The following is a 13,488-nucleotide window of genomic DNA, read 5'->3' on the forward strand; positions in this document are numbered from 1 at the left end:
GCACCAGCCGGGGGTGCTCTCGGGCCTTACATGTCCGGCAGATCGCCGCCGCTTCCCGTTCGGTGAGTCAGCGAACGTGCGCCGCTGCTCCGACGCGACGCGCCGGTGCGCTCCGCCCGGAACTTGATTAGCGACAGATTGCGCAAGGCTCTCGCGGAGTTGCGAGGCCATCGACGTTGCGGGACGGCTCCCGCTGTCGTCGATGGTCGCGGGCGAGCCTGTGGCTTGGGCAGCATCGGCCACCTCAAAGCTTTGAAGCCGCGAGGAGACGACGGTGATCCCCTTGTCCGTCTTCGGCAGGGGCTGATTGGTATCGATCACCACCGCTTCCGGTCTCTTCATATCGGAGTGGATGTAGATCGGCGGCATCGCGAGATCCGATCCCGCAAGCCGGCTTGGCTGGGGCATTGAGCGATGCAACGGCAATCGCCGGCCAGGGATTTTCCCGTACGATTGCCAAGAACAGGCTTGACATCTTTCATCTCGTAAATAAACTACACCGTATATTTCATATACAGCGCGGATAGCGGGATGTGTCAAGAGCAGAGATTCACAAGCCCGTGTTCGTCCTGGTTGGATGGAGGGGACCTAGGTCGCGAGACCTGGTTCGCTCGGACAGCAGATGCCTCAATTTGAGAAAGGATCCGATATGTTCGAGAACCGGCTGGTACTCGCGGTCTTGGTGTTCATTTCGTTGGGCGCGGCGGCCGCCCCCGCGCAGGAGGACCGCGGCACACCTGAGCAGAGGGCGGCATGCGCTCCTGATGCGTTTCGTCTGTGCGCCGGCTACATCCCTGACGCCGCGAATGTGGAAGCCTGTCTCAGGCAAAAGAAGTCAGACCTGAGCGATGCTTGCAGAGCCGTCTTCGAGCACGCAGCGCCTACTGCTTCGGTCAGGACCATAGGATCGCAGCGGTACCGCGGCTCAAAAGATGAGGAATGATCGTATGAACACGATATATGTTCCCGCTTTCGCCGCGTTCGGCGGCTCGGCCTTCGGAGCGATCTCCACGATCGTGAGCGGGTGGGTGACCCGTCGCCGCAGGGGCCGCGAACGCCATCATGCCCACGCGGTTACCAAGCGTGAAAAGCTTTATCGAAGCTTCATTGAGGAGGCGTCTCGGCTTTATGCGGAGGCGCTGACCAGCGACAAGTCCGAGATCCCGGCGCTGGTGAATTTGTATGCGCTTATCGGGCGTATGCGGATTCTGTCCGACGACGAGGTGGTCCATGCCGCGGAGCGGGCAGGCCGGCTGATCATCGAGACCTACCTTGCGCCGAACACGTCGTTCGTCGACCTGCCGGGCTTCATGGAGGAGATGGATCCGTTGCGTGAATTCGGCGAGGCGTGCCGGCGTGAAATGCACGCGATTCCGTCGCGGTGAGGCCGAGCATGCCGAAGGCGCAGACCACCCGTCGGGTTGGATCGTCGTGCACTCGCGAACGAATTGTGCAGGCTGCAATCCGCTTGTACCGCGAGATCGGGTACCGGAAGACCACGGTTGCCGACGTCGCTCGCGACGCATCGATGTCATCCGCAAATCTCTATCGGTTCTATCCCTGCCGCCGAGCGCTCGAAGAGGCCGTCGTGACAGAGCTGCTTGAGGAGGTGTCCGCGGCAGCTGCAAGTGCAGCGCGAAGCGGTCGCTCGGGCCCGGAGCGGTTAAATGCCGCCTTTAGGGCGATCTCCCGGATGCATGAATATCGTCTGGCAAATAATGTCCGATTGCACGAACTGGTGGTCGCCGCAGGACAAGCAAACTGGCCGGCCAGCCTGTCCCATGCGGATCGCCTTCGTGGTGTCGTGCGGTCGGTGATTGCGGCCGGGGAGGCCGGTGGCGAATTTCGAGCAGGGAGTCCGATGGCGCTGGCCTGCTGCCTCCTGGACGCGATGGACGCACCTCAATCCGTCCCGTATCAAGGCGGCCGCTCTTCGGCCGGCCTTCAACGAGATGATGAGCTTTTGCGCAGGCGCGCTGAGCAACGCAGCGTCCGTCAACGCGGCGCCCTCGCAAGTGACCAGCGTTCGGGCCGGTTTACCTTACAAGTTTCCCTGTCGCACCTAGCGTTTGGCGATCGCCGGCTCACGGCGTCCAGTCTGCCTCGCAGGCCGCAAGGAAAAAGCCAACCCGTTCGCGCACGAAAGACGGCAGCTCGCGTCTCAGGTCCCTGGATGTTTCTCCCACCAACGAACGAAACAGCATCGGCAACAGTATCAGATCCAAGAAGATCTGAGCGGTGGCAAGGCTTCGCTTGCTACTGAAGGGACCTTTTGAAGAGCGCGCCAGCTTCTGGGTCGCTTCATTCAGGAGTTGGGAAATGGCGTTGACGGAGCGATCGCGTGCAGCATCGTGGACGTTGCGGCTCAACTCCGGGAAGCGCTGCGCCTCGGCAATCGTGGCGCGGACCATGCCCAACGACTCTTCGATGACCTTCTCCACGACGGCGGTGCCGAGGCTCGAGAGCTTGTCCTGAAGGGTGCGGCCCTCGGGCTCGAAGCCTTCGAAATCCGTCAGCCCGGTAATGGTGCGGGCCACCACCGCCGCGAACAGTGCCTCCTTGCCGGGAAAATGGGCATAGATGGTTGGTTTGCTCGCCGGCGCCAGCTCGGAGATGTCATCGATGCTGGCGCTACGGTAGCCCTTCTCGAGAAAAAGCTGCTGGGCTGCATCAAGGATCCGGGCCTGAACGTCACCGGCGAGATCTTTGGGCGGTCTGCCCCGTTTCGGGGTGTTCTTCTTCGTCATCCGTCGATCTCCCAATCACGAGTCTGTGCGCGCGCAGATCGCACTTGACACGCCCGATGGGAAAAGGCAAGAAAAAGAAAATATACGGTATAGTTTATTTATGCGTCGCGAGGCCGACCCGCGACGGCTTTCCGGACGGTCTGTGTGCGTTGGCCCCCGATCCTCCGGTCCACCTCAGGAGATCAAAGTGACTATGTTGAGCCCGGACCCGCACCGCCCACAAGAGGGCGTCCTGCTGCGCGAATTGCATCACAGGGTCGATCAAGGGATCGCCTCGGCGATCGATCTGGTTTCGGCTGCGGTCATCCGGGCCGACGGGGCGGAAGCAAAGGCCGCCTTATGCGATGTGGTCGAGCTGCTGCACGGACATGCCGAGCTGCATCGGGCGCTCGCAATGCCCCAGGGCGAAGCCCTCCATGACGCCGCGACTTACATTCGCAAACTGGGCTGCGCCATGCGCCAGTCCCTGTTGGATCGAATGGGGATCCGGCTGGCATTCGCCACTGAATCTCTTCCGCTTCAATCAGGGCGGTGCTGGCGGCTTGGCCTGATTGTCCACGACCTGATCGTAAACGCGGCGAAGCATGCGTATTTCGAAGCCCGCGCCGGCGAAATCAAAGTCAAGCTGACGCGCATCGGTGCGGTGGTGAACTGCGTCGTGCTGGATAACGGCTCACGGTTGACGCGGGCGGCCATGGGTCGTGAGCTCCAGATCCGTAGTGACCTTGCCAAGGGGCTGGGCGGACGAATTGAGCACGGCTTGGCCGCCGAGTTCACATCCGTCGTTCTCTCGTTTCACTTGAGCGAGCGGGAGCGGCAGGCGAACTGGTCGATGGCGGCGCGCCGCATGAGGTCGCCGCGCCCGCTGAAGGCGAGGTCGTCCGTGACGCCTGGCTCGGGCCCCGGCCTCTCGAATCAGGTCGAGCGCCCGGCCGCGATCGGAGCGGATCCAAATTTGTTGCGAGCGCATCCGAATGAACTGGCCTCGCTCCGCAAGGGCTCGGACGTCTTGGGTGAGCTGCTGTCAACCTCTCACCGCATGGACGCGCTATGAAACCGGACTATTCGAACCACACCAAAATCGGCCAATCCGAGCGCTTGCTGAAGCCTCTCGCCGGCTTGGCGCTCGCGCTTGTCGCAGCCGGGCTCGGCGGCTGCAACGATCGCGGCGATGCTGCGCCCGCGCGCGCCGCGTTCGTGCGCACGGAGGTCGTTCAGTCGAAGGACCGGCAAGCCTCGATCTCCCTGACCGGCGAGGTGCAGCCCCGCTTCCGCGCCGATCTGTCGTTCCGTGTCAGCGGACGTGTGATCGCGCGCTATGTCGAAGTCGGGACCCACGTCAAGGCCGGCGAAGTGCTGGCCCTTCTCGACCCCGCCGAGCAAGACGCCGATGTCGATGCCGCGACCGCTGCTGTCCTCGCCGCAGAATCCCAGCTGCGTGTGGCGAAGGCGACCTTTGAGCGGCAGAGGGCGCTGATCGCAAGCGGCTTCACCACGCGCACCGCCTACGACCAGGCGCAGGAAGGATTGCGGACCGCGGAAGGCGCGCTCGAAGCGGCAAGAGCGCAGCTCGGAACGTCAAAGGAGGCCCTTGGCTACACCGCGCTACGAGCCGAAGCGGACGGCGTCGTCACCGCTCGCAACCTGGAAACCGGTCAGGTCGTGCAGGCTGCGCAACCCGTATTTTCGCTGGCACAGGATGGGGAGCGGGACGCCGTGTTTGACGTTTATGAGTCTATTTTCCTCGGCAATGTCGACGACCGCAGCGTTTCGTTGGCGCTCGTCTCCGATGCGGGCGTGACCGCAAGCGGCCACGTTCGGGAGGTTTCGCCGGCCGTCGACGCCAAAAGTTCGACCATTCGGGTCAAGGTGGCGATCAAGGACCCGCCTGCCGCAATGACGCTTGGAAGCCCCGTCGCAGGAACTGTGAAAGTACATGCCCAGCGGCAGATCGTCTTGCCTTGGAGCGCATTGACGGCGGCGGGCACGAGGCCCGCGGTCTGGACCGTCGATCCGGCAACGCGGACAGCCTCACTGAAGCCGGTAGCCGTCGATGGCTACGAGGCCGGAGAAGTATTGATCAAGGCGGGTCTCGAGCCGGGCGAGCGCGTCGTAGTCGAAGGCGGCAAGCTTTTGAGCGTGGGCCAGCCCGTGACTTATGAAGGAGATCGCTCATGACGAGCCGCGCAATCATTGTGACGGCCCCGCTTGCATGGGCGCTCGCACTTGCCGGATGCCAGCAGGAGACAAAGGCGCCGGAGCCCGTGCGGCCCGTCCAGTCGGTGCTTCTCGAAGCGGAGCACGCGGACGATGCGGTTGCGGTGGGCGTTATCGAGCCGCGCTACAAAACCAATCTCGGCTTCCGCGTGCTGGGACGCCTGACGACGCGTCCAGTCTACGTCGGTGATCTCGTAAATGAAGGACAGACAGTCGGCATCATTGACGCGACGGCCCTCGAGCTCGCCGTTCGCTCGGCCAAAGGGGAGCTTGCCAAGGCGGAGGCGCAGTTCGCGACCGTCCGAGCGACGGAGGAACGGCAGCGAACGCTCATCGCCACCGATGCAACAACAAAGCAGACGCTGGATAACGCCGAGCAGGCGCGTGCCGGCGCCGAAGCAACGGTAGCGCGCGCACAGGCAAACCTGACCAAGGCGATCGAGCAGCTCGGCTACTCGCAGATCAAGGCCGACTTTGCCGGTGTGGTAACCGCAGTCGGGGCGGAAGTCGGCCAGGTGGTATCTCCCGGCCAGAGCGTGGTGACGATCGCGAGACCCGATGTTCGCGAAGCCGTCGTCGATATCGGACAGGACTTTCCGCTGCCGCTGGAGGTCGGCCTGCCGTTCACGGTCAGCCTGCAGCTGTTGCCCGCCGTTCAGGTGCAAGGCGGCATTCGCGAGATCGCGCCGCAAGCCGATCCGGTGACGCGATTGAGGCGGGTCCGTATTGCGCTCAACAATCCGCCTGAAGGCTTCCGCCTCGGCACGACCGTCACCGCGAAACTTGACAAGGGGCAAGCCCGGATATTGCGCCTGCCTGCCTCGGCGCTGCTCGCCAAGGACGGCGCAAGTTTTGTCTGGATCGTCGATCAGCCCGCCAGCACGGTGTCGATGCAAAAGGTCGATGTCGTCGCTGATCAAACCGGCGCGCGCGTCATCGGTGGACTGGCTCCCGGCGCGCGCGTCGTCACCGCCGGGATCCACAGCCTCAAGCAAGGACAGCAAGTCCGCATCGAACAGGATGAAAAGCCATGAAGTCGTTCAACCTTTCCGACTGGGCGCTCGGCCATCGTTCGCTCGTCTGGTATTTCATGATTGCCTTCATGGCGGCGGGCCTTTTTGCCTATCTCCAGCTGGGGCGGCAGGAAGACCCCGACTTCACCATCAAGACCATGGTGATTCAGGCGCAGTGGCCGGGCGCCTCGCCGGAAGAGATGACGCGCCACGTCACCGACCGGATCGAGAAGAAGCTCGAGGAGCTGGAATCGCTCGATTACACCAAGAGTGTCACTGTTGCCGGCGAGACCACCGTCTTCGTCTATCTGCGTGACACCACGAAGGCTGCCGACGTGAAGCCGACCTGGATTCGCGTCCGCAATATGATCGCGGACATCAAGGGCGAGTTTCCTCAAGGCGTGATCGGACCCGGCTTCAACGATCGCTTCGGCGACGTGTTCGGCAACATCTACGCCTTCACCAGCGACGGCTTGAGCCAGCGCCAGCTCCGTGACCGGGTCGAGGACATTCGCGCCAAGGTCTTGACCGTACCGGATGTGGGCAAGGTCGATATTCTGGGCGCGCAGGACGAGGTCATTTATCTCGAATTCTCCACCCGCAAGATCGCGGCCCTTGGTCTCGACGTCCACGCCATCATGGCTTCGCTGCAGGGGCAGAACGCGGTCGCGCCGTCTGGTGTGTTCCAGGAGGGGCCCGAGCGGATCAGTGTGCGGGTGAACGGTCAGTTCACCTCCGAGGCAAGTCTGAAGGCGGTGAACCTCCGCATCAACGACCGTTTCTTTCCGTTGACCGATGTTGCGACCATCACGCGCGGTTATGTCGATCCGCCCAAAACCCTGTTCAGGTACAACGGGCAGCCCGCGATTGCGCTCGCGATCGGCATGAAGTCCGGCGCCAACCTCCTGCATTTCGGCGAGGCGCTGAAGGAAGAAATGACAAAGATCATTGCCGACCAGCCGATAGGCGTCGGCGTGCACTTGGTCGCCGATCAGCCGGTGGTCGTTGAGCACGCGGTGTCGGGCTTTACCGAAGCGCTGTTCGAGGCCGTGGTCATCGTGCTGGGCATCAGCTTTCTGAGTCTGGGCTTACGCGCGGGGTTAGTGGTCGCTATCGCGATCCCGCTGGTGCTTGCCATCACCTTCGTTGTGATGGCCTGGGCAGGTATCTCGCTGCAGCGCATTTCGCTTGGTGCCTTGATCATCGCGCTTGGCCTCTTGGTCGACGACGCCATGATCGCGGTCGAAATGATGGTGGCGCGGCTTGAGATAGGCGATCCCCTGGAGAAGGCGGCGACCCACGTGTATACGTCGACCGCATTTCCGATGCTGACGGGGACGCTGGTCACGGTTGCCGGCTTCATTCCGATCGGACTCAATAGCAGCAATGCCGGCGAGTTTACATTCACGCTGTTCGTTGTGATCGCCGTCTCCCTGATCGTTTCCTGGATCGTCGCGGTGCTGTTTACGCCGCTCCTCGGCGTCAGCATCCTGCCCGCGGCGATGAAGGGCCATCATAGGGAGAAGGGTCGCCTGGCGCAGCTGTTCGCGCGTCTGCTTCTGTTCTGCATGCATCATCGCTGGATGACGATTTCGGTGACGGTTGCGGCCTTCCTGGTCGCCTTGTTCGGCCTTCAGTTCGTCCAGCAACAGTTCTTCCCGTCCTCGGATCGCGCTGAGCTCGTGATCGACTGGAATTTGCCGCAGAACGCCTCCATTGCCGATACCAACTCGCAGATGGCGCGCTTCGAGCGCGAACAGCTTCAGGACAATAATTCAGTCGACCACTGGTCGACCTACGTCGGCACCGGCTCGCCGCGCTTCGTCCTGTCCTTCGACGTGCAGACCGCCAACACCTGGTTCGGTCAAATGGTGGTCGTGACCAAGGGAGGCATCAAGGTGCGCGACCAGGTCAAGGCGCAATTCGAGGACTACCTCAAGAAGACGTTCCCCGGCACCGACACCTACGTCAAGCTGCTGGAGGTCGGCCCGCCGGTCGGACGCCCTGTGCAGTACCGCTTGAGTGGACCTGATATCGCGAAGGTGCGAGATCTCTCGCAGAAGCTCGCCGGGATCGTCCGGAGCAGCCCCGACTTGGGCAACGTCGTGTTCGACTGGATGGAGCCGGCGCGCGTCGTCAAGGTGGACGTTCTCCAGGACAAGGCGCGCCAGCTCGGCGTGACCTCGGAGGACATCGCCACGACCTTGAACTCCGTGCTCGAGGGCTCGCCGATCACCCAGGTGCGCGACAGCATCTATCTCGTCAACGTCACGGGACGGGCGACCGCGCCGGAACGTGCTTCCATCGACACCCTGCGCGATCTGCAATTGACGGGGCTCGGCGGTCAATCCGTGCCGCTCGGGGCCGTGGCCAATCTGCGTTACGAGCTCGAGCAGCCGACGATCTGGCGGCGCGCGCGGATCCCCACCATCACGTTGAAGGCCGGCATCGTTGGCAACGTGCAGCCGAAGACGATTGTGAACCAGCTCGCGCCGAAAGTCGCGGAGTTCACCAAGGAGCTGCCGGCGGGCTATTCGGTCAATATCGGCGGCTCCGTCGAGGAGAGCGCCAAGAGCCAGGCGCCGATCGTGGCCGTCGTTCCGCTCATGCTGTTCGTCATGGCGACGGTGCTCATGATCCAGCTGCAGAGCTTCCATCGTTTGTTCCTGGTCTTCGCGGTCGCGCCGCTCGCCGTGATCGGCGTCGTCATGGCCCTGCTGCCGAGCGGAGCGCCGCTCGGTTTCGTTGCCATCCTTGGTGTGCTCGCCCTGATCGGAATTCTGGTCCGAAACTCGGTGATCCTGATCGTGCAGATTGAGGATCTGAAGAGGGAGGGGCGCCCAGCCTGGGAGGCCGTCGTGGAGGCAACCGAGCATCGCATGCGGCCGATCCTGTTGACCGCGGCCGCCGCAAGTCTCGCGCTGATTCCGATCGCGCGCGAGATATTCTGGGGACCGATGGCTTACGCGATGATGGGCGGCATCATCGTCGGCACACTGCTGACGCTGTTATTCCTGCCGGCGCTGTATGTGGCCTGGTTCCGAATCCAGCCGGAACAAGGCGATGGATCGCCCGCCCACGAACCTGAAGGGTTTGCGCATGAAAAGCCGGCCGAACAGATAGCCGCTCACGATGCGCCAGAGCTGGTACTCGAGACGCAAATCTAGAACGGAGATGACGATGCCCTCGAAGAGACTATTGACCTTTGCCGTCGGTGTGACGCTCGCAGTGATTTCGCTCGTGCCCACTGCGGCCTTTGCGCAATTTCCTCCACCCCCCGCCGATGCCGCCCGCCGGGCCTCCCCCGATGCCCGCCGCAGGTCCGCCGGCCTTGGCAGGCCCTCCTCAGCTTGGCCCTCGTGCCGGCCTCGGTGGTCCAGCGGCTCGCCTCGGTCCGGCGGCAGGTCCGCGCGCTGACCTCACCGCGACCCGAGGCATCGGCGGTGCGCCGGCGGTCGTAAACTCAGCGCGGGCCGCGTCGGTCAACATCAGCCGCTCCGGAGCCTACGCGCGATACGATTATCGCGCAGCTCATGCTGCTGGTGCCTACGCAGCCGGCGCTTACGCTGGCTACGCCTATGGTAGCTCGCGCTATTCCGGTAGTGACTGCCAATATGTCTACAGGCGTTATCGACGTATTCTGGTTTGCGACTAGCTCCAGTTGTAAGCGCGGGCGTTATATCGGAGCCGGGTTGTTCGGAGGGGCGGGCGCGCCCCTCACGCGCGGACCTGTTCTCGCTCAACGCCCTCAGTTACGTCGCGAGCCATCGCAACCGCGCCCGGCATCTTACCTCGGCCGTTGAAGTCCGGGGGAGGTGATCCAGTCGGTCAAGTGCGCGCCAGTCTCGGCTAGACGGGCCTTTCGAAGAAGGCACTCGCGCTGCGTGCCAGCCGGGAGGTAGGCAGCTCGTTCTTTGAGCTTAGCGGCCTGTTCGGCCAATCGTTCTTCAAGGGAACGGGTTTGTTTAACTCTGCGGCGCCGCTCTCCCATGGCGTGCTCCTTGAGCTGTTAAAGACGACTCAAAAACCGCAAACTCATCTTCCAGTTCTCGTATTGAAACCAAAGTAGGACGCTGCACCTGCCATTCTCGACAAAGTTTCAAATTGGGCATGACCAGAGGTTGGAGAAAGCCAGGGCCCGACGAGCCCGGGGCATCAAGGAGTGCCCGAGCGGGACAATCCCCAGCACGGCAGGCGTGAACATCACGAACGGTCCGCCCGCGCGGCGGCCCAAGGCCGCCGCAGTCGCATGGGGATGCCGCCGGGTCGCGGCGGATCGTCGTCGCCATCCAGCCGGCGCAGTGCGGCCAGGATGTCGGCCAGACGAACGGTATGGCCCGTGCCGGGAATCTCCCGCAGGGCAGGATCGGATTCCACTGCGAACATGTCGGACGCCCATGATGATAGGATGATCCGCTTTTCCGGCACGGAAAGCTCATCGTCGTTGAGGACGTCCTCCGGAGACGCATAGTGCGCGGCCGGATGGAAGAGGCGATCGAGATTGCCGGTGTTTGTGTTGGCGTTGCTCATCGGCTGCCTCCCTTACGCTCCTTTCTTCGGGATGGGTTCGAGTTGGTGCCGGACGGCGGCGTGGCCGCCGTCCGGATTGCTACTGGGTGTTGATGGCGATGCGCTTGACGCCCGCACGCGGATTTTCCGACTTCGGCAGCGACACGGTCAGGACGCCGTTCTTGAACGCCGCCTCGGCCTTGTCTTCGTCGACGTCCTCGAGCGGGATCCGCCGCTCGAAGGCGCCGTAGGTGCGCTCGGTGAAGTACCTGCCTTCGTCGCTGCGCTCGGCCTTCTTCTCGCCGCGGATGGTCAGGACGCCACCGGCGATTTCGATCTGGACGTCCTTCTCCGTCATGCCGGGCAGTTCGGCCGAGATCGTCAGTGCCTTGTCCGTCTCGCTGAGCTCGATCTTGGGCCAGCCGAATTGCCCTTCCATCAGCGGCGCCAGACCCGTCCCGCCGAAGCCGCGGAAGACATCGTCGAACAGGCGGTTCATCTCGCGATGAAGCGCCATGAAGGGGTCGTAGTTGCCGCGCGTCGGCGCAAGTTCCTGATTCCGCGACCGGGGAATGAGATCACGAATTGCCATGATGTTCTCCTTCGTTGCATGCGGCGGGGAGCGCGGCTGCGCTTGCGCGCGCCGCGTTCCGCCATCGAACCTTGACTGGCGTCAGGCTGCCTTCTGCTCGATCTGCGACGGAGAAGCTCCGCCTGCGACCTGGATCCGGCGCGGCTTCATCGCTTCGGGTACCTCGCGGACGAGATCGATGATCAGCAATCCGTCGCGGAAAGCGGCCTCTTTCACCTGGACGTAGTCGGCCAAATTGAACACGCGCCTGAACGGACGTGCGGCGATCCCCTGGTAGAGATACTCGCCGGCCGCCTTCTCGGGCTTCCTGCCTTCGATGGTGAGCGCGTTCTGTTCGGCCGTCACGGTGATGTCGTCGGCTCCGAAGCCGGCGACGGCGAGCGAGATCCGGTAGTGGTCCTCGCAGGACCGTTCGATGTTGTACGGGGGGTAGTGGTCCTCGGTCGCCTGGCGCATCGTGCTGTCGACGAGGTCGGCCAGATGATCGAAGCCGATGGTAGAGCGCCACAGGGGCGCGAAGTCAAACGTGGTCCTCATAACCAAGTCCTCCAAAGAGCAAGATGGATACGAAGGAGCGCAAGACAGGGGTTTCAGACGGGGTCCGAAGACACCGGCCCGGCGCCCGCACCGGGCCCGATGAGGCGCCCGGCACACCGCTCTCGCGGCGAAAAATGACTTAGATAAACGGAAGGTCGTTTCAAGTGGTGCCTCGAAAATTTTTTCGATCGAAGGAGGCCGGCGAGGGCCCGTGCCGAAGGACTCAACTGCGGGATGTAGATGCCATCTTGACAGGGAAATCGCTCCGAATATTTTTCTGCGCGGGAACTCTTTTCCCGTTTCTAGAAAAGGACAGTGACGACCGTCAGGAGCGACGACGATGCTCGATGAAGATTTTGCCCGTATCCGTGCGCACCGCAACAACATCCACCGCTATCGACGCCTGCTCAACACCAGGCTGTCGGACCTCGAGCGCCAGTTCATCGAACGGCGTCTCGCGGAGGAGCAGACCGCCCTTGAGGCGCTGGCTTCCAAAGCCTTCCCCGTCGCGTTTAGCCTCCCGAAAGGTTCGACTGCGCCGGCAAGCGCGGGGACAGCGCAATGACGGACGTCCGAGCCTTACTGATCCGCGGCAGCGAGAAGATCATCGCCCACTACGCGCCAAGAGTGGGAAGGAGCGCGACCTCTACCGGAATCGTATTGAGCGAGAGCAGCGTCTGCTGGGCCAACTCCAGGGCGGCTCTCCGGATCGGTTCGCGGCGTGACCCTGTCGGCGCGACAAGTCAGGTCGGCCACCGGTGAACGCGCTCAATCCGCTCCTGTCCGAGCTTCGCGCCTCGACTGTTGGGTGAAGCCTCGTTACTGTCTCTGACTTTCCCTGGCATCTTTGGCGTCACCATTCGAAGTCTTTCCGAGACTTCGCTCTTCCTGAGGTCCGCAAACTCCTGCCTAAGCAGGTCCACGACAAGTCTCACCTTGGGAAGATCCGCCATGCGCTTGTGGCAGATGATCGTGAGTGGTGCGCGGAGCGTCGTCGGAAGCTTGAGCTTCAGTTCTACCAATCCGCCCGGGCGGGTGAGCCGATGGGGAGTCTTCAATAGGATCATCGCACCGAGGCCGGCATGGCAGGCGGCGACCTGCACGCTATAATCGTCGGACGTGAAAGCAGGGCGAAAGTCAGGGATCTTGCCCGCGAGTTCCGGATTCGGGCTCGCCATTTCGTGCTGGCCGGCCCACGCGATCCAGTCGAGGTCGCGGAAATCGTATGTTGCGGGCAGGCGCCTAGCATAATCCCGGCTCGCATAGGCGCCGATCGGTAGGATAACTTCATCGACCGTGATCAAATCAGGATCATCGGAGGGTTGTTTCCTGAGCGCGATGTCCGCCTCGCCCAGCGAAAGATTGAGGCGCTCCGTGCTGGCCAGAACCTCGAGAGTGATCTGTGGGTGCTTCCTCTTGAGTCTTTCCGCGAACGGCGCCAGGAAATCGAAGGCGAACGCTGGCGCCGCCGTGATGCGCACGCGCCCACTCACGGGCGAGTTCTTCGCGTCGAGTGACCGATTGGCTTCCGTTGCCCATTGGGCCATGCCTTGAACTGCGGGAAGCAGTCGCGTTCCGGTTTTCGTCAAGGAGATGCCCTGGCTCTTGCGGACGAAGAGCGCATCGCCGAGCGCGTACTCCATCTCCGCAATTCTCCGGCTCAAAGTCGGCTGGCTCACCTTGAGCCGTCGCGCAGCGGCGCTCAGACTGCCGGCATCCGCAACGGCGAGAAAAATCCGCAAGTCATCCCATTGCAGGTCCACTTTCACTCCTGGGGCTCGTGCCGGGCCATTCAATTATGTATGGCGATATAGGAATTTAGACAATTGCTATTCTAGTCATCTGGAACGCAAGTTCGTCACATTATATGATG

General features: G+C 62.7%; 11 protein-coding genes and 1 pseudogene. 7 read left to right on the forward strand and 5 right to left on the reverse strand.

Annotation, left to right across the window (positions count from 1 at the left end; translation table 11 throughout):
* Nucleotides 1–1,028: 1,028 nt before the first annotated feature.
* Both AC630_RS11510 and AC630_RS48265 read left to right on the forward strand, forming a co-directional pair.
* A complete protein-coding gene (locus AC630_RS11510; protein ID WP_245330337.1) occupies nucleotides 1,029–1,385 on the forward strand; it encodes a hypothetical protein in 357 nt (118 codons plus the stop codon).
* Between the two features lie 8 nt (nucleotides 1,386–1,393).
* Nucleotides 1,394–1,834: pseudogene (locus tag AC630_RS48265) on the forward strand (TetR/AcrR family transcriptional regulator); the annotation flags it as partial.
* Between the two features lie 250 nt (nucleotides 1,835–2,084).
* On the opposite strand, the gene AC630_RS46870 reads toward AC630_RS48265, so the two are convergent.
* Complete coding sequence (locus AC630_RS46870) at nucleotides 2,085–2,747, reverse strand: TetR/AcrR family transcriptional regulator (protein ID WP_074118647.1); 663 nt, start codon at nucleotides 2,745–2,747, stop codon at nucleotides 2,085–2,087.
* 193 nt (nucleotides 2,748–2,940) lie between these two features.
* On the opposite strand from AC630_RS46870, the gene AC630_RS11525 reads away from it, so the two are divergent.
* Genes AC630_RS11525 through AC630_RS11540 form a run of 4 tightly spaced genes read left to right on the forward strand, consistent with a single transcriptional unit; the run spans nucleotide 2,941 to nucleotide 9,144 of the window.
* The gene (locus AC630_RS11525) at nucleotides 2,941–3,801 is read left to right on the forward strand and encodes a sensor histidine kinase family protein (RefSeq protein WP_074118648.1); all 861 of its coding nucleotides are present in this window, start codon (nucleotides 2,941–2,943) and stop codon (nucleotides 3,799–3,801) included.
* Nucleotides 3,798–4,925 carry an efflux RND transporter periplasmic adaptor subunit gene (locus AC630_RS11530; RefSeq protein WP_074118649.1) on the forward strand — a complete coding sequence of 376 codons (1,128 nt, stop codon included), beginning with the start codon at nucleotides 3,798–3,800 and terminating at the stop codon, nucleotides 4,923–4,925. The genes AC630_RS11525 and AC630_RS11530 overlap by 4 nt, the downstream gene beginning before the upstream one ends.
* Nucleotides 4,922–5,998, forward strand: a complete 1,077-nt coding sequence (locus AC630_RS11535) for an efflux RND transporter periplasmic adaptor subunit (protein WP_074118650.1) — start codon at nucleotides 4,922–4,924, stop codon at nucleotides 5,996–5,998. The genes AC630_RS11530 and AC630_RS11535 overlap by 4 nt, the downstream gene beginning before the upstream one ends.
* Complete coding sequence (locus AC630_RS11540; protein ID WP_074118651.1) at nucleotides 5,995–9,144, forward strand: efflux RND transporter permease subunit; 3,150 nt, start codon at nucleotides 5,995–5,997, stop codon at nucleotides 9,142–9,144. The genes AC630_RS11535 and AC630_RS11540 overlap by 4 nt, the downstream gene beginning before the upstream one ends.
* Nucleotides 9,145–10,180: 1,036 nt before the next feature.
* On the opposite strand, the gene AC630_RS11555 is transcribed toward AC630_RS11540, so the two are convergent.
* The 3 genes from AC630_RS11555 to AC630_RS11565 form a co-directional block, all read right to left on the reverse strand.
* A complete protein-coding gene (locus AC630_RS11555; protein ID WP_074118653.1) occupies nucleotides 10,181–10,507 on the reverse strand; it encodes a hypothetical protein in 327 nt (108 codons plus the stop codon).
* A gap of 79 nt (nucleotides 10,508–10,586) precedes the next feature.
* Nucleotides 10,587–11,078, reverse strand: a complete 492-nt coding sequence (locus AC630_RS11560) for an Hsp20/alpha crystallin family protein (protein ID WP_074118654.1) — start codon at nucleotides 11,076–11,078, stop codon at nucleotides 10,587–10,589.
* An 81-nt stretch (nucleotides 11,079–11,159) separates the two neighbouring features.
* Nucleotides 11,160–11,615 carry an Hsp20 family protein gene (locus tag AC630_RS11565; protein ID WP_074118655.1) on the reverse strand — a complete coding sequence of 152 codons (456 nt, stop codon included), beginning with the start codon at nucleotides 11,613–11,615 and terminating at the stop codon, nucleotides 11,160–11,162.
* A gap of 340 nt (nucleotides 11,616–11,955) precedes the next feature.
* Between AC630_RS11565 and AC630_RS11570 the strand changes: the two genes are divergently transcribed.
* Entirely contained in the window at nucleotides 11,956–12,180 is a 225-nt protein-coding gene (locus tag AC630_RS11570; RefSeq protein ID WP_074118656.1) for a hypothetical protein, read from the forward strand.
* Between the two features lie 178 nt (nucleotides 12,181–12,358).
* Here AC630_RS11570 and AC630_RS11575 read toward each other — a convergent pair whose 3' ends face one another.
* Nucleotides 12,359–13,384, reverse strand: coding sequence for a LysR family transcriptional regulator (locus tag AC630_RS11575; protein WP_074118657.1), 1,026 nt, complete (start codon nucleotides 13,382–13,384; stop codon nucleotides 12,359–12,361).
* Nucleotides 13,385–13,488 lie beyond the last annotated feature (104 nt).

Origin of the sequence: Bradyrhizobium sp. AS23.2, assembly GCF_001908185.1 — a bacterium.
Taxonomy (GTDB): Bacteria; Pseudomonadota; Alphaproteobacteria; order Rhizobiales; family Xanthobacteraceae; genus Bradyrhizobium.